This is a genomic window from Paenarthrobacter sp. E2MeOHC11 (assembly GCF_058744955.1).
Genome location: NZ_CP196673.1, coordinates 4,052,029 through 4,075,535, shown reverse-complemented (window position 1 = coordinate 4,075,535; position 23,507 = coordinate 4,052,029). Strand labels below are relative to the sequence as shown.

General features: G+C 63.7%; 23 protein-coding genes. 13 read left to right on the top strand and 10 right to left on the bottom strand.

Annotated elements, in window-relative coordinates; genetic code table 11:
- Positions 1-44: 44 nt before the first annotated feature.
- From ACSSVG_RS18955 to ACSSVG_RS18945, 3 genes are all read left to right on the top strand, one after another.
- On the top strand, positions 45-3,260 hold the full coding sequence (locus ACSSVG_RS18955) for an efflux RND transporter permease subunit (protein WP_253468478.1): 3,216 nt from the start codon (positions 45-47) through the stop codon (positions 3,258-3,260).
- Positions 3,261-3,410: 150 nt separating this feature from the next.
- Positions 3,411-4,535 (top strand): LLM class flavin-dependent oxidoreductase, encoded by a 1,125-nt coding sequence (locus ACSSVG_RS18950; RefSeq protein ID WP_231339970.1) that lies wholly within the window; start codon positions 3,411-3,413, stop codon positions 4,533-4,535.
- Positions 4,535-4,996: a MarR family winged helix-turn-helix transcriptional regulator gene (locus ACSSVG_RS18945; RefSeq protein WP_231339971.1), complete on the top strand. Its 462-nt coding sequence runs from the start codon at positions 4,535-4,537 to the stop codon at positions 4,994-4,996. The genes ACSSVG_RS18950 and ACSSVG_RS18945 overlap by 1 nt, the downstream gene beginning before the upstream one ends.
- Here ACSSVG_RS18945 and ACSSVG_RS18940 read toward each other — a convergent pair.
- Both ACSSVG_RS18940 and ACSSVG_RS18935 read right to left on the bottom strand, forming a co-directional pair.
- Entirely contained in the window at positions 4,993-5,799 is an 807-nt protein-coding gene (locus ACSSVG_RS18940; RefSeq protein WP_253468483.1) for a transglutaminase-like domain-containing protein, read from the bottom strand. The two genes, ACSSVG_RS18945 and ACSSVG_RS18940, sit on opposite strands and share 4 nt — an antisense overlap.
- Positions 5,800-5,869: 70 nt before the next feature.
- Positions 5,870-6,733, bottom strand: a complete 864-nt coding sequence (locus ACSSVG_RS18935; RefSeq protein WP_492415862.1) for a hypothetical protein — start codon at positions 6,731-6,733, stop codon at positions 5,870-5,872.
- 54 nt (positions 6,734-6,787) lie between these two features.
- Between ACSSVG_RS18935 and ACSSVG_RS18930 the strand changes: the two genes are divergently transcribed.
- The gene (locus tag ACSSVG_RS18930) at positions 6,788-7,456 is read left to right on the top strand and encodes a DUF1684 domain-containing protein (protein WP_492415861.1); all 669 of its coding nucleotides are present in this window, start codon (positions 6,788-6,790) and stop codon (positions 7,454-7,456) included.
- Here ACSSVG_RS18930 and ACSSVG_RS18925 read toward each other — a convergent pair.
- Entirely contained in the window at positions 7,453-8,649 is a 1,197-nt protein-coding gene (locus tag ACSSVG_RS18925; protein ID WP_492415860.1) for an SLC13 family permease, read from the bottom strand. The two genes, ACSSVG_RS18930 and ACSSVG_RS18925, sit on opposite strands and share 4 nt — an antisense overlap.
- Positions 8,650-8,766: 117 nt before the next feature.
- Here ACSSVG_RS18925 and ACSSVG_RS18920 point away from each other — a divergent pair, with 117 nt between their 5' ends.
- The 3 genes from ACSSVG_RS18920 (at position 8,767) to ACSSVG_RS18910 (ending at position 10,792) form a co-directional block, all read left to right on the top strand.
- Positions 8,767-9,324, top strand: coding sequence for a DM13 domain-containing protein (locus ACSSVG_RS18920; protein ID WP_231339976.1), 558 nt, complete (start codon positions 8,767-8,769; stop codon positions 9,322-9,324).
- Positions 9,325-9,425: 101 nt separating this feature from the next.
- The gene (locus ACSSVG_RS18915) at positions 9,426-10,289 is read left to right on the top strand and encodes a fumarylacetoacetate hydrolase family protein (protein ID WP_231339977.1); all 864 of its coding nucleotides are present in this window, start codon (positions 9,426-9,428) and stop codon (positions 10,287-10,289) included.
- A 17-nt stretch (positions 10,290-10,306) separates the two neighbouring features.
- Positions 10,307-10,792, top strand: a complete 486-nt coding sequence (locus tag ACSSVG_RS18910; protein ID WP_231339978.1) for a GtrA family protein — start codon at positions 10,307-10,309, stop codon at positions 10,790-10,792.
- Here the strand turns inward: ACSSVG_RS18910 and ACSSVG_RS18905 are convergent, their stop codons facing one another.
- From ACSSVG_RS18905 to ACSSVG_RS18880, 6 genes are all read right to left on the bottom strand, one after another.
- Positions 10,793-11,959: a cysteine desulfurase family protein gene (locus ACSSVG_RS18905; protein WP_492415859.1), complete on the bottom strand. Its 1,167-nt coding sequence runs from the start codon at positions 11,957-11,959 to the stop codon at positions 10,793-10,795.
- Positions 11,960-11,966: 7 nt separating this feature from the next.
- Positions 11,967-12,839: a carboxylating nicotinate-nucleotide diphosphorylase gene (nadC, locus tag ACSSVG_RS18900; protein WP_231339980.1), complete on the bottom strand. Its 873-nt coding sequence runs from the start codon at positions 12,837-12,839 to the stop codon at positions 11,967-11,969.
- Positions 12,832-14,583 carry an L-aspartate oxidase gene (locus ACSSVG_RS18895; RefSeq protein WP_492415858.1) on the bottom strand — a complete coding sequence of 584 codons (1,752 nt, stop codon included), beginning with the start codon at positions 14,581-14,583 and terminating at the stop codon, positions 12,832-12,834. Before ACSSVG_RS18895 ends, nadC begins: the two co-directional genes overlap by 8 nt.
- Positions 14,584-14,626: 43 nt before the next feature.
- Positions 14,627-15,934, bottom strand: coding sequence for a quinolinate synthase NadA (gene nadA, locus ACSSVG_RS18890; protein ID WP_231339982.1), 1,308 nt, complete (start codon positions 15,932-15,934; stop codon positions 14,627-14,629).
- Entirely contained in the window at positions 15,931-16,650 is a 720-nt protein-coding gene (locus ACSSVG_RS18885) for an NUDIX hydrolase (RefSeq protein WP_089595490.1), read from the bottom strand. Before ACSSVG_RS18885 ends, nadA begins: the two co-directional genes overlap by 4 nt.
- Before the next feature lie 113 nt (positions 16,651-16,763).
- On the bottom strand, positions 16,764-17,237 hold the full coding sequence (locus tag ACSSVG_RS18880) for an Lrp/AsnC family transcriptional regulator (protein WP_231339983.1): 474 nt from the start codon (positions 17,235-17,237) through the stop codon (positions 16,764-16,766).
- A 174-nt stretch (positions 17,238-17,411) separates the two neighbouring features.
- Between ACSSVG_RS18880 and ACSSVG_RS18875 the strand changes: the two genes are divergently transcribed.
- The 5 genes from ACSSVG_RS18875 (at position 17,412) to ACSSVG_RS18855 (ending at position 22,211) form a co-directional block, all read left to right on the top strand.
- Positions 17,412-18,797 carry an amino acid permease gene (locus tag ACSSVG_RS18875; protein ID WP_253468497.1) on the top strand — a complete coding sequence of 462 codons (1,386 nt, stop codon included), beginning with the start codon at positions 17,412-17,414 and terminating at the stop codon, positions 18,795-18,797.
- A 138-nt stretch (positions 18,798-18,935) separates the two neighbouring features.
- Entirely contained in the window at positions 18,936-19,982 is a 1,047-nt protein-coding gene (locus ACSSVG_RS18870) for a thiamine pyrophosphate-dependent enzyme (RefSeq protein ID WP_492415857.1), read from the top strand.
- A complete protein-coding gene (locus ACSSVG_RS18865) occupies positions 19,975-21,057 on the top strand; it encodes an alpha-ketoacid dehydrogenase subunit beta (RefSeq protein ID WP_492415856.1) in 1,083 nt (360 codons plus the stop codon). The genes ACSSVG_RS18870 and ACSSVG_RS18865 overlap by 8 nt, the downstream gene beginning before the upstream one ends.
- Positions 21,050-21,379: a biotin/lipoyl-containing protein gene (locus tag ACSSVG_RS18860; RefSeq protein ID WP_017200407.1), complete on the top strand. Its 330-nt coding sequence runs from the start codon at positions 21,050-21,052 to the stop codon at positions 21,377-21,379. Before ACSSVG_RS18865 ends, ACSSVG_RS18860 begins: the two co-directional genes overlap by 8 nt.
- Before the next feature lies 1 nt (position 21,380).
- The gene (locus ACSSVG_RS18855) at positions 21,381-22,211 is read left to right on the top strand and encodes an alpha/beta fold hydrolase (RefSeq protein WP_231339987.1); all 831 of its coding nucleotides are present in this window, start codon (positions 21,381-21,383) and stop codon (positions 22,209-22,211) included.
- A 56-nt stretch (positions 22,212-22,267) separates the two neighbouring features.
- Here ACSSVG_RS18855 and ACSSVG_RS18850 read toward each other — a convergent pair whose 3' ends face one another.
- Entirely contained in the window at positions 22,268-22,681 is a 414-nt protein-coding gene (locus tag ACSSVG_RS18850; protein ID WP_253468503.1) for a helix-turn-helix domain-containing protein, read from the bottom strand.
- Between the two features lie 86 nt (positions 22,682-22,767).
- Between ACSSVG_RS18850 and ACSSVG_RS18845 the strand changes: the two genes are divergently transcribed.
- On the top strand, positions 22,768-23,436 hold the full coding sequence (locus ACSSVG_RS18845) for a phosphoribosyltransferase (protein ID WP_253468505.1): 669 nt from the start codon (positions 22,768-22,770) through the stop codon (positions 23,434-23,436).
- Positions 23,437-23,507: the final 71 nt, after the last annotated feature.

The window sequence follows — 23,507 nt, the reverse complement described above, 5'->3', positions numbered from 1 at the left end:
TTCCCGTCAGACGAATCGTTACGTAGACCCTGGGAGTCAATGCAATGTTCCGCCTGGCCAAGCTTTCTCTGGGAAACCGGGCCCTGATCGCGCTGATCACCGTCTTTGCGGCGGTGTTCGGCGTGATCACCATGGGGTCCCTCAAGCAGGAACTTATTCCGTCCATCGAGTTCCCGCAGATCACTGTGGTCACTTCCATGCCTGGCGCTTCGCCTGAGGTCGTGGACAAGCAATTGAGCCAGCCACTGGAAACAGCACTGAACAGTGTTGAAGGCCTGGAATCCACCACGTCAACGTCCCGCAGCGGCGTATCGCAGATCACCATGGTGTTCACGTACGGATCCAACCTGGACCGGGCCCGAAACCAGATCGATCGGGCCATCTCGAACGCCAAGCGGGTGCTGCCCGCCGACGTCGAACCCCAGTCCATTGCCGGGAACATCAGCGACTTCCCTATCGTCTATCTGGCGGTGTCCTCGGACAAACCGCTCAGCGAACTCAACGCCGACCTCTTGCGGCTGAGCGTTCCCCGCCTCCAGAAGATCGACGGCGTCCGCGGCGCCGATGTGACAGGCGGGTCCAGCCAGCACATCCTGATCCAGCCCCGTCCAACGGACCTGGCAAGCAGTGGCGCTTCCATCCAGGCCATCAGCAACGCCTTGAAGAACAACGGCACTTTGGTTCCCGTGGGCACCATCGAGGACCAGGGCAAGACGTTGTCCCTCCAACTAGGCAGTCCGGTCGATTCCCTTGACATCATCAAAGGGCTTCCCCTGGCGGGGGCGAAGGGCGCTGCCACCATCGGGGCGGTGGCCGACGTCAGCATTGAGGACGACGCCGCCACCTCCATCACGCGCACCAATGGCAAACCGACCCTGGCGCTGTCCGTCACCAAAAAGCCGGAGGGCGATACCGTCGCGATCTCGCACGCGGTGCGTGACGCGATCGGGCCGATGCAGGACGAACTGGGCAACAACGCCACGTTCACACCGGTCTTCGACCAGGCCCCGTTCATCGAGAAATCAATCAAGGACCTCACGACGGAAGGGCTCCTCGGCCTGGGCTTCGCCGTGGCCGTCATCCTGGTATTCCTGATGTCCGTGCGGTCCACCCTGGTCACGGCCGTCTCCATTCCGCTCTCGCTGCTGATCACGTTCATCGGCATCTCCGCTACCGGATATTCGCTCAACATCCTCACTTTGGGGGCGCTGACCATTGCGATCGGGCGTGTGGTTGACGACTCCATCGTGGTGATTGAGAACATCAAGAGACACCTCAGTTACGGCGAACACAAGCTCACCGCCATCCTGACCTCCATCCGGGAAGTCGCCGGAGCCATCACGGCGTCCACCCTGACCACAGTGGCGGTCTTCCTGCCCATCGCGTTCGTGGGCGACCTCGCCGGGGAACTGTTCCGGCCCTTCGCCCTGACCGTGACCATCGCGCTTCTGTCGTCGCTGTTGGTGTCCCTCACGATCGTTCCCGTGCTGGCCTACTGGTTCCTCTCCTCCACGCCCAAGGGCGCTGAGGCTGCAGCGTCCGCCCAGGCAGCGGCAGAGAAGGCCCGTGAGGCCGAGCAGCGTAGCCGGCTCCAGCGCGGATACCTACCCATCCTGGCGAAAACCCAGAAACACCCGGTCATCACGTTGTCCGCCGCGGCTTTGGTCCTCGTGGCGACCATTGCCGTGTCTCCGCTCCTGGCCACAGACCTGCTGGGCCGCTCAGGTGAGAACAGCATGACCGTGCGCCAGGTCCTGCCAGCAGGCACAAGCCTGCAGGCAACCAGCGATGAAGCCGCAAAGATCGAGGACGCCCTCAAGGGCATTGAGGGAATCAAGGATGTGCAAGTCACCTCCGGAAATGCGCAGACGGGCTTCGCAGCCCTGACATCCACCGGTTCATCCAACTCCACGTTCACGATTGTCACCGACGAGAAAGTGAACCAGACCAAACTCCAGGACGAGGTCCGTTCCAAGCTTGAGGGGGCCGCGGGGAAGGTCACCGTAGGGTCCCAGCAAGGCGGATTCGGAACATCCTCCACCGTGGACATCACCATCCGGGCCGCGAACTCCGCCGATCTCCAAACTGCCAGCGATGCCTTGGTCAAAGCCATGGACGGAGTGCCAGGCAGTTCCGAGGTGGCCACCAACCTGGCCTCCACGCAATCGGTGGTGCAGGTTCGGGTTGACCGGGCCAAGGCCGTGGCCGCCGGCCTGACGGAGGAGCAGGTGGGAGCCTTCCTTGCCTCCACTGTCAGCCCCATCCCTGCCGGCACCGTCAGGATCGACACCAACGACTACCCTGTGCAGATCGGTGAGGGGACGCGCTTTACGAGCATTGCCTCGGTGCGGGCGCTGCAGCTGCCGACCGCACGCGGTTCGGTGGCGCTGGAGTCCATCGCCGCCGTCGAACAGGTGGACGCTCCCGTATCCATCACCAGCAGCAACGGGCAGCGGACCGCGCGGGTAACAGTGACGCCGTCGGGTTCCAACCTGGGCAGCGTTAGCACCGCGGTGCAGGAGCGCCTGGCCAACGTGGAACTGCCGGCAGGGGTTACTGCCACCATCGGTGGGGCAACGACCCAACAGGCGGAGTCGTTCCGGCAGTTGGGGCTGGCACTGCTGGCCGCCATCGCGATCGTCTACGTCATTATGGTCGCGGCCTTCAAATCGCTGATACAGCCGCTGATCCTGCTGGTCTCGGTCCCCTTCGCCGCCACGGGCGCTGTTGGCTTGCTGCTGTTAACCGGAGTTCCGCTGGGCCTCCCCTCACTGATCGGCATGCTGATGCTTGTGGGCATCGTCGTGACCAACGCGATCGTCCTGATCGACCTCATCAACCAGTACCGCAGGCCGCACGACGGCAGCCCGGGCATGAACGTGGCGGACGCCATTACCCACGGCGCCCGCCAACGTCTCCGCCCTATCCTGATGACGGCGCTGGCCACCGTGTTTGCGCTGACCCCCATGGCACTTGGACTTACGGGCGGCGGTGGGTTCATCTCACAGCCTCTGGCCATCGTGGTGATCGGCGGGCTGGTGTCCTCTACGGCGTTGACGCTGGTCCTGGTCCCTGTCCTCTACAAGTTGGTGGAGGGCCGCAGGGAGAAGAAAGACCTGCAGAAAGCCTTGAAGGACAAGCCGGAGCCCACGTCGGGCAACGGCTCTGCCGGGGATCCATCGGATGAGTTCCAGGACTGGACCACGGGCATGATCCCCCGGGTCAAGGGCCGCCGGGCGGCCCACAATCCCGGAGAATAGCGGGCACCCAACAGATTGACCCCTTGACAGGCAGGGCCGGGAACAATTCCCGGCCCTGCCCTGTTACAGACATCGATACATGCAAATGCATCTAGTTTGGGTTACACTGTTTATAGAGCCCGGGACCACGGGCAGGGAGAAAGGCACATCATGCAGATCGGCGTATTCAGCGTCAGTGACATCACCACTGACCCCACCACGGGCCGCACCCCCACGGAAAACGAGCGCATCAAGGCGTCCGTTGCGATCGCCAGGAAGGTCGAAGAAATCGGCATGGATGTCTACGCCCTGGGCGAGCACCACAACCGGCCATTCTTCTCCTCCTCCCCCACCACGACGCTGGCGTACATCGCCGCGCAGACCGAACGCATCACCCTCTCCACCGCCACGACACTGATCACCACCAACGACCCCGTCAAGATTGCCGAAGACTTCGCGATGCTGCAGCACCTGTCCGACGGCCGCGTGGACCTGGTCCTTGGCCGCGGCAACACCGCACCGGTCTACCCCTGGTTCGGCAAGAACATCCAGGACGGCGTGGAACTCGCCATCGAAAACTACAGCCTGCTCCGCAAGCTGTGGGACGAGGACACGGTCAACTGGTCCGGCAAGTTCCGCACGCCGCTGCAGAACTTCACGTCCACACCACGCCCGCTCGACGGCGTCGCTCCCTTTGTCTGGCACGGTTCCATCCGCACGCCGCAAATCGCAGAAGTTGCGGCATACTTCGGCGACGGCTTCTTTGCCAACAACATTTTCTGGCCCAAGGAGCACTACCAGCAGCTGATCGGCCTCTACCGTGAGCGCTACGAACACTACGGGCACGGCAAGGCAGACCAGGCAATCGTGGGCCTCGGCGGCCAGTTCTTCATGAGGAAGAACTCCCAGGATGCAGTGAAGGAATTCCGTCCGTATTTCGACAACGCTCCGGTCTACGGCCATGGACCGTCCCTGGAGGACTTCACCTCACAGACGCCCCTGACCGTGGGAAGCCCCCAGGAAGTCATCGAAAAGACCTTGACGTTCCGTGAGGCTTTTGGCGACTACCAGCGCCAGCTGTTCCTGATCGACCACGCGGGTCTCCCCCTGAAGACCGTCCTTGAGCAGTTGGACCTCTTCGGCGAGGAAGTCCTTCCCGTCCTGCGCAAGGAGTACGCTGCCCTGAAACCGGCCCACGTACCCGATGCACCGACGCATGCATCCCGCGTTGCCGAAGCACTGGAAGCCAAGGTCAGCGAGTCCGCAACCGCAGGCGCCACGGGGCAGGACGCCTGATGTCCAGCCCGTCGGCGTCCTCCGCCGTTCGCCTCGCCGCCGAGACCTGGGAGTCATTGTTCCGCTCCCAGGTGGCGGTGATGCGGAAGCTCCAGTCGGGACCGGCGTTCAAAACCCTCCCCGTCAAGGAATACGACGTCCTGTTCACGCTCTCCAAGTGCCCTTCCGGGCAGCTCCGGCTCAATGAAATCAACGACAAAGTGCTGCTGAGCCAGTCCAGCTTGAGCCGTTTGGTGGACCGGCTGGAGAAACGCGGATTGGTGGAGCGGACAACAGCCCCCGACGACGGCCGCGGAGTATTGCTGTCACTCACCGAAGCAGGCAGTGAGCTTCAAAAGACGATCGGCCGGGAGCATGTCCGCGACATCGCCCACTTGGTGGCGCCGGCGCTCACCGCCGAGGAACAAAAGGAGCTCCTTCGCCTGACGGAAAAACTCCGTGCTTCCGTGGCGGGACACTAACGCAGGCTGATGAGCTCCCGGGGGTCGTCCACCGGGAGCTCGCCGTTGACCGAGGCGCCCACCTTGAGGGTCTTGAGCGACAGGCTGCCACCCACAGTGGACAGGAACGCCGTGTCCGAGGAGTCACGTCCTGCAGTGATCCTGAGCATGGACCTCCGCGGTGCCAAACCTGTGGGATCGATGATGTGCCAGGCACCGTCAATATACGCTTCGGCTACCGCATGGAAATCCATGGGACTCAAGCCCGGCGCGTAGACCGCCGCGAGTCGGGCGGGTATATCTTTCGCCCTCAACAGCGCAATGGCGAGGTGGGCAAAGTCGCGGCACACACCCTTACGGTGAAGCAGCGTTTCCACGGCCCCGTCCGTACCCCGCGAAGAACCGCTGACGTAGCGGAGCTCCCCATTGACCCAGTTGCGGACAGCGTGGAGCAGCTCGGCTCCCTGCAGGCCGCCGAACTCGGCGTATGCGGTGGGCAGGAGCCGATCAGACTCGGCATACCGGCTGGGACGTACGTACCGGATCAGTTCCATGGGAGAGGACTCATCAGGGACGCCAAAGCCATGGACGGTGGCACGGTACTCCACCGACACTTCGCTCGGTTCACTGAACTCCATGTAGTGGAAACGGCCTCCGTGGTGGTCGCTGAGTTCGGCGAAAGGAACGTCCATCCCGGCCGTGGTGATGGACAGGGTTTCCGTCACTGACCCGTAGCCAGGGTTCCCGGCCACAGCAATGGCCATGGCCACCTTTGTGTTGGCTGCGGTCTTGAAAACGAGCGTGGCAGCAACGTTGCGTTCCATTGATCTCCGGGGTGGGTTGCGGCGGGAAGCCCCCATCGCCGCCATATGTGTGAACCAGCCAATCGCAGGACTACAGATTGACCTTCAGAGACAGTAGCATCCGCTGGACATCGGCGAATTCAGAACCATGGACCGCGTACTTCGCTGCCAGGTCCAAAGTGTCGAAAGCCTTGGCCGGCGCCACCTTCTCGTCAGTGGCGTAGGAATGGATTGCCGGCACGTCACCGAAGGAATAGTCGCCCTTCCCTGAAGGCCCCTGCACTCGGTTTCGGAGTTCGCAGGACTGCCCATCCGCCCCCGCCACCATGTTGGTGATGCCGTAGGAGCCGAAGAACTTGTAGCCCTGGATCACCCTGAAGACCACCCTCGGATCAATGGTGTCCGGGCCGTCGGAGTGCGGGATGTCCAAGGGCACGCTGCTGATGACTACGTAAGGGCGCCCCTGTCCGGCAGGGCAGGCAACGGGAGTGGATGGTGGGAGCCCGGTTTGCAGGGTGGCAATATATCTTCCTGTCGCATCCTTGACTTCCACCTTCACGGCTCCGGCCAAGGATCCGGCTTCGGGTGCTGCCGACTGGGCAATCCAGTCCCGGGGAAGATCGAAACTGACGGTTTTGGCAGCGTCCGTGTAGGTCTTCCATGACACCGCTGTTGCCGGCGCGCTGGGGCTGGCGGTGGCTTGAGCCGTGGACGTCCCATCCGAACCGGGCGTCACGGACGGTGAGCTGCCCGCGCTCCCAGGTTCCGGCGTCGTGCTCTCTGTTGGCTTTCCTGTTCCGGACTCCGAACTGTTCGGCTTTGACGTGGCCGTGGACGTTACTTGTGGTCCCTTGTTTTCGGCGGAACAGGCTGTCGTCGCCGCGAGCACTGTACCCGCCAACGCCAGGGCAGCAAGCTTCGCTGGAACGCACTTCCGGTTCATGATGCCCTTCATGACCACAGCCTATCGGCGGCGGTGCCGCGACACGCACAGGACTAGGCTGGGGGTATGGCTCCCGATCAGCAGGACTATTTCGAGGACGACATCCCCATTATGTCAGCGGTTGATATAGCTGACTGGCGCCTGCGGACGTTCGCTCTCTACGACAAGGTGCGGCAGCTTGCAGCCACCAATCCGTTCGATGCGCACGTTTTCTGGCGCCAGGAGCGGGACCTGCTGTTCGCCACCCATCCCGCATCGGCGCTGACGGCGGACATGAAGGCTTCCTTCTCAGGTCTGCGCACAGCCGGATATGACCCCGCTTTCCGCCGACACGCGGCCCTATCGCCTGACGGTGCCGGACAGGAAATGAACGTTGAGACCGGCACTGACGGTGTCGTGCCTTTTGTTCGCATCGGCACTTTCGAGCTGCCTGGACTGGGCTCATTGGCCGCATGGAGACTGCGGAGCTATGGCGGCGGTATCTTCGTACCCTTCCGCGACGCAACGGCCGGGAAGGACGGCGGCAGCTACGGAGCCGGACGATACCTGCTGGACACGGTCAAGGGCTCCTTCCACGGGACCAGGGGCGCTGCAGGAGAACAGGAATTCATCCTCGACTTCAATTTTGCCTACAACCCCTCGTGCGCCTACAACGAAGCGTGGGCCTGCCCCTTGGCAGGCCCGGACAACCGGCTGACCACGGAGATTCCCGTGGGTGAGCTGTACTTGGGCTAGCCAAGCAGCCCTCCGGGGCCAACAGCTGCGAGCGCCGCGATGGCCGCCACGATGGTCAGGGGTGCCACGATCAGGCCGAACACCGCATAACCCTTCCACTTGATCAGCACGTTCATCCGGACCAATCGGTCATGCCACAGCAAGGTGGCCAGGGAAGCCCACGGCGCGATCAGGGGTCCCGCATTCACTCCGACCAGCAGTGCGGCCATTCGCTCCGGACTTCCGGCCAAGGGTTCCGCCAGTAGGTAGGCGGGCAGGTTGTTGACCACGTTGGAGCCGAGCGCGCCCGTCATGGCCAGCCTGAGCAGTTCAACGAACCCGCTTCCCTGGCCTGCCACCTGTCCCAGCAGTACTGAGGCGCCGAGGTATTGGGTGGCCTCAACCACCAGGAAAAGTCCGCAGGTGAAGAGCAACAACGACCACGGAATCAGGGCCATCCTGAGCACCTTGGGGCGTCGGATGGCGAACGTGCCGGCGAGGATGGCGGCCGCCACCGTGGCAGGAATCCAAATGGCAACCCCGGACACCAGTGACGGCAACAGCAGCACCAGGACCACCGCGCTGACCACGAGCAAGACTTTGTCGGGGGCGGCGGTGGACGAAGGTGCTTGAGCAGGACGGGCGGAATCGAGGGCATAGGTCTTGCGAAGTTCACGTCGGAATACCAGCGCGATGAAGGCCAACGGAACTAGGACTGCCGCCAGCGACGGTGCCCACATCAGCTGGGCAAACTGTGCGGGACTGATGCCGCCCAGGTTGTGCTGCGCCAGAAGGTTGGTCAGGTTGGAAATGGGAAGCAACAAGCTGGCGGTATTCGCCAGCCACACGGTCGTCAACGCGAAGGGCAGGACCGGCAGTCCGGCCTGGCGGGCCACCGTGACCACCACGGGGGTCAGGAGCACCGCCGTTGTGTCCAGTGACAGGAACACGGTGCTCAGGGTGGCGAACAGCGCCACAAGCAACCACAGCAGGACACTGCGCCCACGCCCCCACCCGCGCAAATGGCGCGCGATCCACTGGAACGCGCCGGCTTCGCTGACGAGCTCCGTCACCACGGTCATGGCAACGACGAAGGCCAGGATGGGTGCTACCCGGTCCACCAGGACCGCCACTTCCTGCCACGGCAGGACACCCGTGGCGACGGTTACCCCACCCGCCACGAGGAGAACCAATCCGATGATCGCCAGCCGCATGAATCGGAGTCTAAGCCCCGACCCTGTGTATCTTCCGGCGACACATCCTGAATCAGCGTCACCGTACTGTAAGCAATGAAGCCCCTGCAGCATGGCTGGGAAGCCTAGCCTTGAACCATGAACCGATTGCGGAGTTCGATCCGGGCCCACAGGACCCTCGCTGCGGTGGCAGGCCTGGTACTCCTATCCCTGGTGGTGGTCGGGGCTGCCCTCTTCCAACCATGGCGGCTCTTCACCAGCAGCAGCCTGGACGAAGCACTGCCGGCCGCCCCGGTGTCCACGAGCGTGCCGCCAGAGGTTAAGGCCGCAGAGGTTGAAACCCCGGCGGCGGACGGACCCGTGGTTGTCAGCTCGGGCACCTTCGAATCGCAGGAACATGAGACAACCGGCGCGGCCCAGTTGCTGAAGCTCCCGGATGGAAGCCATCTGCTCCGCTTGGAGAATCTGGCCAGCAGCGATGGGCCTGACGTCAAAGTTTGGCTCAGCAGCCTGGAGGCCGGGGGCGACTGGTTCAAGTACCGCTCCGGCCGCTATGTGGACCTCGGTGCCATTAAAGCCACGCACGGCAACCACAATTACGCCATTCCTGCAGGAACCGACGTTGCAGGGCTGACGTCTGTGGTGCTCTGGTGCGACCGCTTCAGTGTTGCGTTCGGGTCGGCCCCGCTCACCTGATGCGTTGCGGGGCCCGCTCTGCATGCCAAGCGAACGTCTTAAGGCGTAAACCGGGCCTCGCAACACTCGGGCACCACGCGCGGAGGACGTAGGATGTCATCATGACTTCACCCCTTCCCCGTCGCATCGCCCGTGTCCGGCCTGCAGCTGCCCCGCCCATGGCCGGTCAACCCCAAGACGAGCAATTCTTCGTGGCCAATGATGCTGAAGACTTCGACACGCACGCGGGCAAGGTATGGATCGTCATCGACTCTCCATTCCCGGCTTCACGGGCCAACGCAAGCAGCCCTTCCCGTCCCGGTTGGGAAACCGGCGCAACAGTCAGTGAAGACGCTTTTACCTTCCTGGCCCCATCAGTCCCCGTCAACGTCTTCGGCATGGCCCACAACACCGGGCAGCCGGGCCGGGACTTGCCGCCACAGGCTTTCCACAAAGCGGCCTCGAGCGTCATCGGACCCGGCGAGGCGATCCAACTGAGCTCCACCGTTGGCTATGTGGACCCGGAAGCCGAACTGACCGTCGTCGTCGGCAGTACCGCCCGTGGCTTGACGCTGGAAACAGCGCGTTCGGCAATCCTTGGCTACACCATCGGCAACGACGTCTCGGCAAGGGACCTTCAAAAGACGGACGAACTCTGGATCAGCGCCAAAAGCCAGGACACGTTCACGCCCACGGGTCCGTGGATGGTCACGGACCTGGATGACGCGAACCTGGAGATCGGGATCGTCCACAACGGCACCGAACTAAAAACCGCCAGTTCAGCGGACCTCGGCTGGAAAGTGGACGAAATCATGGTGTACCTGACCTCGTTCATGACGCTTCAGCCCGGCGATCTGGTGCTCACAGGCTTCCCCGCCGAGTGCGCCCGCATCCAACCAGGCGACACTGTTGTATGCCGGGTTGAAGGAATCGGTGAGCTCCGGAACCCCGTCACGGGCGCTTCCTGGGAGGTCACGCCGGCATAGTGTGTCAGGCTTAACCCATGGAGACAGCCGCGGATGCCACTGAGCTACGGCCGTCTCCCCCACAGAAACCACCGCGCCGACGACACCGCGGAGTCCTCAAGTACCCGGTGGTGCGGCAACTGATCCGCTTCACCGGCGTCGGAATTGTGTGTACTGCCAGTTCGCTGGCCATCTATGCGTTGCTGCGTCCCTGGATTGATCCACAGTTGGCGAATGCCGTGGCCCTGATCGTCACCTCATTGATGAACACGGCGCTGAACCGCCGCTTGACCTTCAAGATCACCGGTAGGAAGAAACGCGTCCAGGATCACCTGAGTGGGGTCATGGTGATCGCCATTGCCCTGGTGATCACCGGAGGCAGCCTCGGCATACTGCATCTCTTCCGTCCGGAAGCTACTGTCACCGAGGAACTGTGGACCACCACGTTGTCCGGGTTCGTCGCCACCGCGGTCCGGTTTACCCTGCTGCGGCACTGGATCTTCCGGCGCGCACGGCACGTGTAGCTAACCCGCTTGCGGGGACGCCAGATTCCGGACACGCCCGACGGCGGTTTCCACGGCAGCGGCGGCCTCGTTCAGTTCAGCGTCGGTCACTGTTGAGGTGAAGCTGAAGCGGACAGCCGTCTGGGCCGTTTCAGGGGCGATGCCAAGTGCCACCAGCACTGGCGAGGGCGCGTCGGATCCTGCGGCGCATGCGGAGCCACTGGAGCACACCACGCCAAGGCGCTCCAGTTCAAGCAACACCGACTCGCCGCTGGTGCCCGGAAAGCAGAACGACGCCACTGAGGGCAGACGCTGGCTGCGGTGCCCCGTCAGCAAGGCATCGGGTACGGTGGCGAGGACCTGGTCGATGAACTGGTCCCTCAAACCCGAAACCCGTGCTGCCTGCTCCGGCTGCTCAGCATGGGACAACCCCAGCGCCGTGGACAGCGCCACAGCTCCGGCCACGTTCTCCGTACCTGAGCGCCTTGCTCGTTCCTGGCCCCCACCGTGGACCAAAGGCTCCACCCGCAAACGGCCCTTGGTGAACAAGACACCGGATCCCTTGGGCGCGCCAAGTTTATGTCCGGAAATACTCAAAGCGTCCACGCCCAGCGCCTTGACGTCCAGGGGCAACCACCCGGCAGCCTGGACCGCATCCGTATGGAACGGGACGCCGTGTTCCCGCGCCACGGGCGCCAGGGATGCGATTGGCTGGACGGTTCCGATCTCATTGTTCGCATACATGATGCTCACCAACGCTGTTTCGGGCCGCATTACGGCCCGCAAGCCGTCCACCGAAACCAAGCCCTCCCGATCCACCGGCAGCACGTCCACAGCGAAGCCGTGCACACGTTCGAGGTAGCGGGCCGACTCCTCCACCGCGGGATGCTCGATGGCGCTGATCACCACCCGGTTCAACGAGGGGTCAGCCAACTGCCGGGCCAGGGCAATGCCCTTAACGGCAAGGTTGTCCGCTTCCGTGCCTCCGGAAGTGAACGTCACCTCGCTGGCCCGACAACCCAGGACCTTCGCGACGCCGGAACGCGCCCCTGCGAGCGCAACTGCTGCCGCTTCGCCTAGGCTGTGGTGGCTGGAGGGGTTGCCGAACTCACCGCTCAGGTACGGCCACATCGCCTCAAGGGCCTCGCGGCGTACTGGAGTGGTGGCTGCGGCGTCGAGGAAGATCATGGGGGCGTCAGGCCGCCTTCAAGACGACATCGAGGCCCAGGTCCAGGGCGCTCACGCTGTGGGTCAGTCCTCCAACGGAGATGACGTCAACACCGGCGGCAGCGATTTCGGTGACTGTGCTGATGTTCACGTTGCCGCTTGCTTCCACGATGGCCCGCCCGTCCACCTGCTTGACCCCGGCCCTGAGCTCCTCAAGGGAGAAGTTGTCCAGCATGATGGTGTCCACACCGGCCGCCAGCACGGGTTCGATCTGCTCGGCCCTGTCCACTTCCACTTCGAAGTGCGTGGTGTGGCCAAGCTGGGCCTTGGCGGCAACCAGCAGCCCGGTCAGCTTGGTGGAGTCGCCCCCGGTCATGACAGCCAAGTGGTTGTCCTTGGCCAGGACCGCGTCAGAGAGGCTGTAACGGTGGTTCGCTCCCCCACCACAACGGACTGCATAGCGTTCCAGGACACGAAGGCCTGGCGTGGTCTTGCGGGTGTCGGTGATCCGGGCCCTGGTCCCTTCGACAAGCCTCACGAATTCGGCCGTCTTGGTGGCGATGGCGCTCATCCGTTGCACCAGGTTCAGGCCGACCCTTTCGGCGAGCAACACCGACCGGGCCCTTCCGCTGACCCGGGCGAGGTGGGTTCCGGCGTCGAACGCTTCGCCGTCGGCGAGGAGCAGTTCCACCTCGGTCTCCGGGTCCACCAGCTTCATGGCGTCGCGGAACACGGTGCCTCCGCTGAAGACGCCGGCGACGCGCGCATTCAGCACGGCGGTTGCCCGGGCGTCGGCGGGGATCAGCAGCTGCGAGGTGATGTCGCCGCTGGGTGCGTCCTCAGCAAATGCCCGTTCCAGGATGTCCCGGACAGGGGCTGCGGGGAGGGTCAGGTTAGTCATGGACGAGGCTCACTTTCCGGCTCAGGGTGTAACGCTTGTCAAAGTCGTCGACGGCGGCTGGTTCCGCCACGCTGTCGCTGCGGTAATGCGCCCCCAGCGACGCCTTCCGCTCCCGCGCCGCATGAACGAGCAGTTGCGCCGCCAGCAGCACATTGGAATCCTCATGCTCCCGGACATCCAAGGACTCCGGCTCGTTCAACGGCAGGACATCCCCCGCCCAAGCAGCCAACGTTACGCCGGCTTCACGAAGCAAAGGGCCGTCACGCAAAACCCCGGCCTTGGCTGTCATCAACCGCCGCAGAGCTTCCCGCGAAAACGCGCCCGCCTGCGCAAATGAGGCCTCAAGGGCACCCGGCCCCGGCAAAGACTCAAACTCCCAGGAAACCGGCTTTTGGACAACGTCGTGCCCTCGGGCGAGCGCAGGTGCGAGCGCAGGTGCGAGCGCAGGCGCCAAGGGAACTGTGGAACTGCGCCCAAGGAACCCCTCCACAGCCCGCCGCCCGAACACCAGGCCTTCAAGGAGGGAGTTGCTCGCCAAGCGGTTGGCCCCTTGCACCCCGGTACAGGCCACTTCACCGGCCGCCAGCAGCCCTGGAACGGACGTCCGGCCGTAGAGGTCGGTGACCACTCCGCCCATCCAGTAATGAGCCGCGGGTGCAACGGGAACGAGGTCCCGGGTCCAGTCGACTCCGGCTTGGCGGGTCCGTTTGCTCAGGGTTGGGAAGCGCTTGGCCAGGAATCCTCCGCCCCGCTGTTCTTCGATCACGGTGGCATCAAGGAACACGTGGCCGTTGGGGTCGCCGAGTTTTGCCAAGTGCAGTGCGATGCTGCGGGAGACGACGTCCCGGGGTGCCAGTTCTGCATCAGGGTGGTAGTCGGGCATGAAGCGATGCCCTTTGGCGTCCAGGAGGATGGCGCCCTCGCCCCGCACTGCTTCTGAAATCAGCAGGGGGTCGTTATTGCCTTCTGCTTCCCGGGCCTCGTCCGGGAGCACCATGCAGGTTGGGTGGAACTGGAAGAATTCCAGGTCAGCAACGGCGGCTCCGACACGCCATGCGAGCGCCAGGCCATCCGCTGTGGCCACTGCGGGGTTGGTGGTTTGGGCGAAAAGCTGCCCGGCTCCCCCTGTAGCAAGCAGGACGGAGTCGCCGTGGACGCCGAGGTGGCGTCCGTCGTGGAGGAAATTCGCTCCCACCACACGGCCACCTTGCTCTCCGCCCAGCGAGAGCGATGTCACCTGGGCGTGCCCGATGACCTGGATCTTGCCTGCCGCCTGGAAGTCCAGGACTGTCTTTATCAGCGCGGCCGCCACCCCGGCACCGGTAGCGTCGCCGCCGGCATGCAGGATTCGTGGGGCGGAGTGTGCCGCCTCGAGGCCCAAGGCGGGGTCTCCGTCGTCGTCGAGGTCGAACCGGACGCCGAACCGCCCCAGCCCGGCGATATCCAACCGCGCCTCGGTGCACAACACCCTTACTGCCTCTTCGTTGCAGTGCCCCGCACCGGCTTTGAGGGTGTCCGCGATGTGTGCGGCCACCGTGTCACCGGGGGCCGGCTCGTCCAGGACGGCCGAAATGCCGCCCTGGGCGTAGTAGGTGTTGCTGTCCGCGAGCGCACCCTTGGTCAGCAGCACAACGTCCGCACCGGCGTCCGCGGCAAGAAGCGCAGCGTAAAGTCCCGCGATGCCGCTTCCGACGACGATCAGACGTTGGGGGGCAGGCCCTCCAGCAACGCTCGCTGTAGTCATGTGACGCTCGATTCGGCTAGTCCGCTGTGATGTGCCGGTTTGGTTAGGCCGGCTTGGCTGCCAGCATGCGCTCCAGCGCAATCTTGGCGTTGTCCTGCACGGAGTCATCCACGGTGATGCGGTTGACGACACGTCCTTCCACGAGTTCCTCCAGGACCCAGGCGAGGTAGCCGGGGTGGATGCGGTACATGGTGGAGCACGGGCAGATGACGGGATCCAGGCAGAAGATGGTGTGCTGCGGGTTTTCGGCGGCCAGACGGTTCACCATGTTGATCTCGGTACCGATGGCGAACGTGGTGGGTTCGGTGGCGGCCGCGATCGCCTTCTTGATGAAGTCGGTGGACCCGGCGGAGTCAGCAGCGTCCACGACCTCCATGGGGCATTCGGGGTGGACGATCACGTTGACGCCCGGGAAGTCCTGGCGGGCTTTCTCGATCTGGCCTACGTTGAAGCGCTTGTGGACCGAGCAGAATCCGTGCCACAGGATGACCCGGGAGTCGAGCAGTTGCTGTTCGTCGTTGCCGCCCAGTTCCTTGCGCGGGTTCCACATGGGCATCTGCTCCAGCGGAACGCCGAGTGCTTTGGCGGTGTTGCGGCCCAAGTGCTGGTCGGGGAAGAACAGAACACGCTGGCCACGCTCGAAGGCCCACTCCAGGACCACCTTGGCGTTGGACGAGGTGCAGACTATGCCGCCGTTGCGACCACAGAAAGCCTTGAGCGCGGCGGACGAGTTCATGTAGGTGACAGGAATGACCGGTACGCGGCCCTTGGCGTCCGGTTCGGTGCCAAAGATCTCCTCGAGCTGCTCCCAGCACTCCTCGACGGAGTCTTCGTCTGCCATGTCTGCCATGGAGCAACCGGCGGCCAGGTTGGGCAGGATGACTGCTTGCTCCGGAGTGGAGAGGATGTCAGCGGTTTCTGCCATGAAGTGGACACCGCAGAAGATGATCGCTTCGGCGTCCGGCTTGGTCAGGGCCGCGTTGGCCAGCTGAAAGGAATCACCCACGAAGTCCGCGTACTGGATGACTTCGTCGCGCTGGTAGAAGTGCCCCAGGATGACGGCACGGTCCCCGAGCGTCGCTTTGGCCGCCCGAATGCGGGAATCGAGTTCGGCGTCGCTGGCCTTCTTGTACTCCTCAGGCAACTGGCCCTGCCGAGGAGTAGCCATGGGTGCGACGTCAGCGCTGGACGCCCCGGGCCCATACGCGGGGGCGCCGGCAACGGCTTCGGCGAGGTCATACTCCCATGGGCCCTTGGCCAGGGCCGGGCTGCACGTGGACCCCGCGCGGGAGAGGCCCTTCTCGGCTTCTTCGCGGGTGATCAGCTGGACGGCAGTGTTGACGCTGCTCATGGTGTACTCCTGTTATCTGGCCCGAGGCCGGGCGTGCCGGTGAAGCGGTAGAGGCGTGGTGGACGGTGTTTCCCGCCCTGGAGGTATTCACCGGTCTCTTCGATTTCCGGTGTTGCCTTGACGTGTCGGCGGAAGTTCGCGGGATCGAGCTGGCGGTCCAGCACGGCCTCGTAGACTTCGCGGACCTGGGCGAGGGTGAAGAACTCTCCCAGCAGGTGGTAGGCGATGGACCCGTAGGCCATCTTGTTGCGGAGCCGCCACAGGGCGTAGTCCACGATTGCGTTGTGGTCGAAAGCGAGTTCGCCCAGCCGGTCTGCACGGAACCACCGCACATTTTCCGACTCATCAGCCAAAGCAGCTTCCGTGGGCTGCACCAGTGCCCAGTACACGATGGAGACAACGCGCTGGGTGGGTGACCTGTGGAGGCCGCCGAATGCGTAGAGCTGCTCGAGGTAATGCGGCGTCAGTCCAGTGGTCTCGCGGAGGTTCCTGGATGCCGCATCCTGGAGCGATTCGTCGTGGGCCAACGGACCGCCGGGGAGGGCCCACATGTCTTTGTACGGTTCCCGGATCCTCCGGACCAACGGCAGCCACAACGTGGGGCGGCCGGACTTTTCACTGGGGCGAAGAGCGAAGATCACCGTTGAAATAGCCAACGACGGCGGTGCGAGCCGCCTCTCGGCGACATTGGCTGAGTTGGTGTTCACGGCGTTCACCTCGCTTCATTGCCGTCCGGAGCACTCCCCATTGAGTACTGGAGCACTAGTTAAAGTCATCTTGACTAGAACTAATGGTACGACTCTCCGGGCACTTGGCAAAATGCTTGACGTCACAAGGGCTTCGCCGCAGCTTCCATCAGCGGCAGTGTCCGGCCTTGGATGTGGCTGTTCAGGACAATCACCGACGAACACCGAACCACGGACTTCGTGGCGATCATGGCATCGAGCACCCGCTGCATGTCCGGGTTGGAACGCGCCGCAATCCGCACCATGAGGTCCGAGTTCCCCGTGACCGTGTGGACCTCGATGATTTCCGGGATGGCGCCCAGGCTTTCGATAATGGCGTCATGTCCAATCTCCTGGGTGATGGTGACCGAACAGAACGCCACTACCGGGAACCCAAAATTGGCCGGATCGGGCTGCGGAACCCACGAACCAATGACTCCGTTTTCAATCATTCGGTCAATCCGGGACTGCACGGTAGCCCGGGCAACCCTGAGCACCCGGGATGCCTCCAGCACTGAGGATCGCGGTGAATCCGTGAAGAAACGTACAATTTTTGCATCAAGCGCATCGACCAGCATCAAAGTTCCTGTCCCCGGGGATCCTTACCCATCACATCGCTACAGCAAAAAGTGATGTATCTTACAAACTGCGAGAATTATTCCACGGCTCTTGCTGCGTCGTCGACGCCCGCTTGCCAGGCCCATGAGGCCGGCACGCCACACCAGCATGTAATCCATAGAAGGTAGACACGTATGACAACGAAGTCCATCGCGGCTCCTGCGCCAACATCCGGCCTCGGCCATTCGCTGAAACCCCGCCAGCTGACCATGATGGGACTTGGCAGCGCGATTGGCGCCGGCCTCTTCCTCGGCTCCGGCGCGGGCGTACAGGCCGCCGGCCCGGCAGTCCTTATCTCCTACCTCGTTGCCGGCACGCTGATCATCCTGGTCATGTGGGCCCTTGGCGAGATGGCAGCTGCCAACCCCAACAGCGGCGCCTTCTCCGTGTACGCAGAGAAGGCCCTGGGCAAGACGGCCGGCGGTACCATCGGCTGGCTGTGGTGGCTTCAGCTGGTGGTGGTCATCGCGGCCGAAGCCATTGGAGCGGCCGGCCTGCTGTTCTCCATCTGGCCAGTCATCCCCGTATGGGTCCTTGCCCTGGTGTTCATGGTGGTCTTCACGGGCATCAACCTTGTGGGCGTCCGCAACTTCGGCGAGTTCGAGTTCTGGTTCGCCATCCTAAAGGTGGCAGCAATTGTCATCTTCCTGCTCATCGGCGCCGCCCTGCTCTTTGGCTGGTTGCCGAATGTCCCTTCCCCCGGATTCTCGGCCTTCGGCGATTTTGCCCCCAACGGCATCGGTGGCATCGCCGCTGCACTGTTCGTGGTGATCTTCGCCTTTGGCGGAACCGAGATCGTCAGCGTCGCGGCCGCCGAAACCGAGAACCCGGCCCATAGCGTCGGCAAGGCCATCCGCACGGTTGTCTGGCGCATCCTGGTCTTCTACATCGGCTCCGTCTTCGTCATCGCAGCCGTCCTTCCCGTTGGTTCCGAAGGCCTGAAGTCTCCGTTTGCCGGAGTCCTGGACCTGGCCGGAATCCCCGGCGCCGGCGCAGCCATCACCCTGGTAGCCGTCGTCGCCCTGCTCTCTGCACTCAACGCCAACCTGTACGGCGCCTCCAGGATGGTCTTCTCCCTCTCGGAGCGCGGGGAAGCTCCCCGCTTCCTGTCCCGCCTCAGCGGCTCCAAGGTTCCCGTTGCCGCCGTCGGAATTTCGGTTGCCTTCGGCTTCATCGCCACCGTCCTTGAATTGCTGTTCCCGGAGAAAATCCTGCCGGCACTCCTGAACCTGGTGGGCTCTACCTGCCTGGTGGTCTGGGGCACCGCGCTGGTGTCGCAGTTCATTCTCCGCCGCAGGGCTGACAAAGAGGGCACGGAACTGCCCCTGCGCATGAAGGGCTTCCCCTTCCTCACCATCCTTGGCCTCATCCTGCTGGGCCTGATCCTGGTGGTCGGCTTTGCGAACCCCGAAAGCGCCGGGCAGCTGATTGGCACCTTCATCCTGATCCTCGCCATCGCCGCCGGGTGCTTCATCAACGCCAAGGCCAAGGCCTCCAGGCAGTCCATGCCCGTGGAGTAACTGCCTGCTCACCACCCATGGAAAGCCCTGCACAGTTTGTACCGTGCAGGGCTTTCTTTTATGTCCAAATTGTACAAAGTGTTCCGTTCCAACTGAGCTGATTGCGCATGGCAGGATCCGGTGACTAGGGTCACACTCATGACTACAGAACCCGTGCTGGCCGCCGTCGATGATGACGCGGCCCCGCTCACCCACCATCAACTCCGTGAGTTGTACACGCTGATGGCAGCAGTCCGGCACCTGGACTCCTCGGCCGTCGCCTGGCAGCGTCAGGGCATCATCCCTGGCTATGCGCCGGAGCTCGGCCAGGAAGCCGCGCAAGTAGGCAGCGGCTATGCCGTCGACCGAACCCGCGACTTCGTGTTTCCCACCTACCGGGAAATGGGCGTTGCCCGGGCGATGGGCCTGGACATGGTGGGCTATATGTCTACTCACAAGGCCACGTGGCACGGCGGCATGTACAACCCGCTTGAGTCCAGGTTCGCTCCCATCCAGGCGGTGGTGGCCGGTTCCGTTTTGCACGCTGTGGGCTGGGCCCATGGACAGACCCTCTCCGGGGCGCCGGAGATGGGCGTCGCCATGACGTACTTCGGTGACGGCGCTTCCTCCCAGGGTGACGTTCACGAAGCCATGAACTTCGCCGCGGTCATGAAAGCCCCCGTGGTCTTCTTCATCCAGAACAACGGCTGGGCCATCTCGGTCCCCACCGAACGCCAGGTTGCGGGCGGCTCTGTAGCCGCACGAGCAGCCGGTTACGGAATCCCCTCCCTGCAGATCGATGGCAACGACGTGGTCGCTGTCTTCGAAGCCACACGTTCCGCTTTCGCGCATTGCCGCGCAGGGAACGGCCCCGTGGTGATAGAAGCCATGACCTACCGTCGTGGCCCACACTCCACCGCCGACGATCCCGGCCGCTACCGCACCCTGGAGGAGGAACGCCTCGACGGCGGCGAGGATCCGCTGGAGCGCTTCAAACAGCGGCTTCTCGCAGAAGGCGTAGCGGATGCAGCCTTCTTCGCGGAGGCGCAGCGCGCGGCCGAAGATGAAGTGGAAGCCATCCGTGCCGGCATCGCCGACCTCGGCCCACGCCCCGGCGCCGAGATGTTCAGCCTGGTCTTCCAGGAACCAACACCAGCCCTTCAATCCCAGGCCACCTCGTGGCGCGAGGAGTCCGAACATGCCTGAGACCATCACCACTGATCGCAGCAGTGGAAACAGCACTGATACGGGCGCCGCAAACGTCCAGCACATGTCCATGCAGCAGGCCCTCAACCGCGCCCTCGACGAGGTTTTGGCCGAAAACCCCAAGACCGTCATCTTCGGGGAGGACTGCGGCCGGCTGGGTGGCGTCTTCCGTATCACCGATGGCCTGCAGGCAAAGCATGGCGAGGAACGCGTTTTTGACACCCCGCTTGCTGAATCCGGCATCCTGGGCATGTCGGTTGGCCTCGCAATGGCCGGCTTCCACCCCATTCCCGAGGTCCAGTTCGACGGCTTCGCCTACCCGGCCATCAACCAGATCGTTTGCCAGATCGCCCGGATGAACTACCGCAGCCGCGGAACCCTGCCCATGCCCATCACATTGCGGGTCCCCAGCTTCGGCGGCATCCGCGCCCCTGAACACCATGGCGAGAGCCTGGAAGCGCTCTTCGCCCACGTCCCGGGCCTCAAAGTTGTCTCTCCATCAAACACGCACGACGCCTACCATCTGCTCAAGTACGCTGCCACCAGGCCGGACCCGGTGATCTTCATGGAGCCGAAATCGCGCTATTGGCAGAAGGGACCCGTGGACGTCGCCAGTGCCGCCCAAGGCCCAACGCACGACGCCGGAGTAGACGACGGCGGCAGCCTCACCGGCGCCCGCGTGGTGAGGGAAGGCCGCCACCTCACTCTGGTGGCATGGGGGGCCATGGTCTCCCGCTGCTTGCAGGTTGCCGAACTCGCAGCCGAGGACGGCATCGACGTCGAGGTCCTGGATCTGCGCTGGCTGAAGCCAATTGATGCCGATGCGTTGGCGAGGTCCGTTGGGAAGACGCGGCGCGCCGTCGTCGTCCATGAGGCGCCCCTGACCTCCGGACTTGGTGCCGAAGTCGCCCAACTCATCACACAAAGCTGCTTCGCAACCCTGAAGGCGCCCGTGGAGCGGGTGACCGGATTCGACGTTCCCTACCCCTCCGGCGACCTGGAGGACGAATACATCCCCAACATCGACCGCATCCTCTTTGGGATCCAACGCGTACTGGAGTACCGCCGTGGCTGAAATTTCCTTCCCCCTTCCCGACTTGGGCGAAGGCCTGATCGAGGCGACAGTGCTGGATTGGCTGGTGGAACCCGGCCAGCAGGTGGAACGCAACCAGCCGATAGTGGAGCTTGAAACCACCAAGTCGGCCCTCGAATTGCCCAGCCCGCAGGCGGGTAAAGTGGTGCGTATCCACGGGGCGCCAGGTGACACCATCAACGTTGGCGAACCGCTGATCGTGTTCGAGGTTCCGGATGATACTGCCGGTATCGTGGGCACTGTTCCAAAGGACGAAGCACCCAAGCGCCGGGTCCGCCTGAGCGCCGTACTCGATGAGGACTGACATGATGACCGGCAGGCACACCATGGAACAGCACAGGCACACAGTAGAGGGCACGGACCCCGGGCTGTCCGTGGAAGTCCATGAGCCATCCACGGACGCCGGCCTGCGGCCCGTCCTGCTGATCCACGGCTTTTCTTCCTCCACGAAACTGAACTGGGTGGATAGCGGCTGGATCACCACCCTTCAGGATGCAGGCCGTCGCGTGATCACCGTAGACCTGCCAGGCCATGGCAGGAGCCACTCCCCCGAGGACCTGGATTCGTACACGCCCAGCCGCATACGCGCTGACCTCCTCCAGATAGTGACCGACGCCGGAGCCCGGCCACTGCGCGATGGTGACCCGTCCACGGGACTGGACGTCATTGGCTACTCGCTCGGCTCGAGGCTGGCTTGGGAGTTCGGCGCCACCCAGCCGGATCTTGTCCACCGCATCGTCCTGGGTGGACCCAGCTCAGCGGATCCGTTGGCAGCTTTCGACCTCGTCGCTGCGCAACGGCACTTGGCCGACGGCACGCCCATTGAGGACGCGTCCACGGCCGGATTGCTGAAGATGGCACAGATGCTTCCCAGCAACAACCTCTTCTCCATGTTGTCGCTCATTGAGGCCATCAAGGGGGAACCTTTCGATCCTGCCGAAGCTGCCCCGCATATGCCCGTCCTGCTCGTTGCCGGCGAAAAGGATGAAAGGGCAGCCACCATGCCGGAGCTCGCCTCGATTGCGGGCAGGCATGGCGGTTTGGTGGAAACGTTGGTCATTCCAGGGCGCACCCACACCAACGTCATCACCAGCCGGGCGTTCAAGGAAGCTGCTGTCGAATTCCTTGGGGTGTAGGGCCCCCGTTCCCTGGGAGGGCTCAGTGGGGCGCGGCTGGTTTTGCCGGCTGGAAGTCAGCGGGCCAGCCGCTCCGCGTTGAGGCTCATTCGTTCCAACACGCTCAGGGCCATGGCGTACTCATCGATGCCGATGCCCATGGAAAGGTCCTGACGCGCCGCTTCCACCAACCGCTGGGCTTCGTGGTATTTTTCCCGTCCACGGTCACTCAGGACCAGCCGGTCATCAATCATGGTGATCATTCCGCGGCCCACGAGGGCTGCCAGTTCCCTCTCCCGCATCCGGATGTCGTTTCCCCACAACGGCTGCAAAGACTCCTCGAGCTGGTCCGGGAGCATGGCGCCCTCGGACAGGACACTGAGGGTATGCCATTGGCGCCGGCTGAGCTTGATCTTGGCAAGGATGGTGTCCAGTTGGGCTTCCAGTGCGGCGTCGAGCCTCTTGATCCAGTATCCGATGGGCTTGTTCACACGCCCATGCTTTCAGCGGAGACGCTACCGGGCAAGGTCTGGACGGTAGGCTTGGAACTGCAACGACTTACGTGGAAGTGGAGCAGATGGGCATGCGTTTCAAGGACCGCGCGGAAGCCGGTCGACGCCTGGCTGAAGCCCTCCCGCAACTCAGGGAAAAGCCGGACACCATCGTCTTGGGCCTGGCACGTGGAGGAGTCCCCGTGGCCGCCGCGGCAGCGGCCGAACTGTACCTGCCCTTCGGCGCGGTCCTGGTCCGCAAGCTCGGCATTCCGGGTCGCGACGAGACGGCTTTTGGGGCACTGGCATGGTCTCAGGGCGACGTCCTCCGGATCGTCAACAAGCCACTGAGGGACCTCGTCCTCGCCCACGGCATCTCCCAATCCGCGCTCGATGCCGTGGAAGCACACGAACGTTCCGAGCTCCTCCGGCGCGCGCAGAACTACCCGGGCACCAGGCATGACCTCCGTGGGAAGACCGTAGTGCTGGCGGATGACGGACTTGCCACTGGTGCCACCATGCGGGCCGCCGTGGAAGCAGTTCGTTCTGCCGGCGCACGCACCGTAATAGCCGCAGTACCGGTTGCCTCGCTGGAAGCCTCGACGTCGCTGGCACGGGTGAGCGATTTCGTCATGGCCCTGCACACGCCGGGTAAGTTCCATGCCGTGGGCGCCTTCTACGAACACTTCGGTCAATTGTCCGATGCCGACGTGGTGAGCCAGTTGGAAGGCGCCACAGCCGGCGGGCGCAAGTAAGCGCCGTCGTTCTCCAATGCAAAGGCGGGTGCGGTCCGCTGTGGACCGCACCCGCCTTTCCTATGCCCCGA

Bases quoted from the DNA above. Each gene is read 5' to 3' on its own strand.
- ACSSVG_RS18955 (WP_253468478.1), top strand. From the start codon at position 45: ATGTTCCGCCTGGCCAAGCTTTCTCTGGGAAACCGGGCCCTGATCGCG.
- ACSSVG_RS18950 (WP_231339970.1), top strand. From the start codon at position 3,411: ATGCAGATCGGCGTATTCAGCGTCAGTGACATCACCACTGACCCCACC.
- ACSSVG_RS18945 (WP_231339971.1), top strand. From the start codon at position 4,535: ATGTCCAGCCCGTCGGCGTCCTCCGCCGTTCGCCTCGCCGCCGAGACC.
- ACSSVG_RS18940 (WP_253468483.1), bottom strand. From the start codon at position 5,799: ATGGAACGCAACGTTGCTGCCACGCTCGTTTTCAAGACCGCAGCCAAC.
- ACSSVG_RS18935 (WP_492415862.1), bottom strand. From the start codon at position 6,733: ATGAAGGGCATCATGAACCGGAAGTGCGTTCCAGCGAAGCTTGCTGCC.
- ACSSVG_RS18930 (WP_492415861.1), top strand. From the start codon at position 6,788: ATGGCTCCCGATCAGCAGGACTATTTCGAGGACGACATCCCCATTATG.
- ACSSVG_RS18925 (WP_492415860.1), bottom strand. From the start codon at position 8,649: ATGCGGCTGGCGATCATCGGATTGGTTCTCCTCGTGGCGGGTGGGGTA.
- ACSSVG_RS18920 (WP_231339976.1), top strand. From the start codon at position 8,767: ATGAACCGATTGCGGAGTTCGATCCGGGCCCACAGGACCCTCGCTGCG.
- ACSSVG_RS18915 (WP_231339977.1), top strand. From the start codon at position 9,426: ATGACTTCACCCCTTCCCCGTCGCATCGCCCGTGTCCGGCCTGCAGCT.
- ACSSVG_RS18910 (WP_231339978.1), top strand. From the start codon at position 10,307: ATGGAGACAGCCGCGGATGCCACTGAGCTACGGCCGTCTCCCCCACAG.
- ACSSVG_RS18905 (WP_492415859.1), bottom strand. From the start codon at position 11,959: ATGATCTTCCTCGACGCCGCAGCCACCACTCCAGTACGCCGCGAGGCC.
- nadC (WP_231339980.1), bottom strand. From the start codon at position 12,839: ATGACTAACCTGACCCTCCCCGCAGCCCCTGTCCGGGACATCCTGGAA.
- ACSSVG_RS18895 (WP_492415858.1), bottom strand. From the start codon at position 14,583: ATGACTACAGCGAGCGTTGCTGGAGGGCCTGCCCCCCAACGTCTGATC.
- nadA (WP_231339982.1), bottom strand. From the start codon at position 15,934: ATGAGCAGCGTCAACACTGCCGTCCAGCTGATCACCCGCGAAGAAGCC.
- ACSSVG_RS18880 (WP_231339983.1), bottom strand. From the start codon at position 17,237: ATGCTGGTCGATGCGCTTGATGCAAAAATTGTACGTTTCTTCACGGAT.
- ACSSVG_RS18875 (WP_253468497.1), top strand. From the start codon at position 17,412: ATGACAACGAAGTCCATCGCGGCTCCTGCGCCAACATCCGGCCTCGGC.
- ACSSVG_RS18870 (WP_492415857.1), top strand. From the start codon at position 18,936: ATGACTACAGAACCCGTGCTGGCCGCCGTCGATGATGACGCGGCCCCG.
- ACSSVG_RS18865 (WP_492415856.1), top strand. From the start codon at position 19,975: ATGCCTGAGACCATCACCACTGATCGCAGCAGTGGAAACAGCACTGAT.
- ACSSVG_RS18855 (WP_231339987.1), top strand. From the start codon at position 21,381: ATGATGACCGGCAGGCACACCATGGAACAGCACAGGCACACAGTAGAG.
- ACSSVG_RS18845 (WP_253468505.1), top strand. From the start codon at position 22,768: ATGGGCATGCGTTTCAAGGACCGCGCGGAAGCCGGTCGACGCCTGGCT.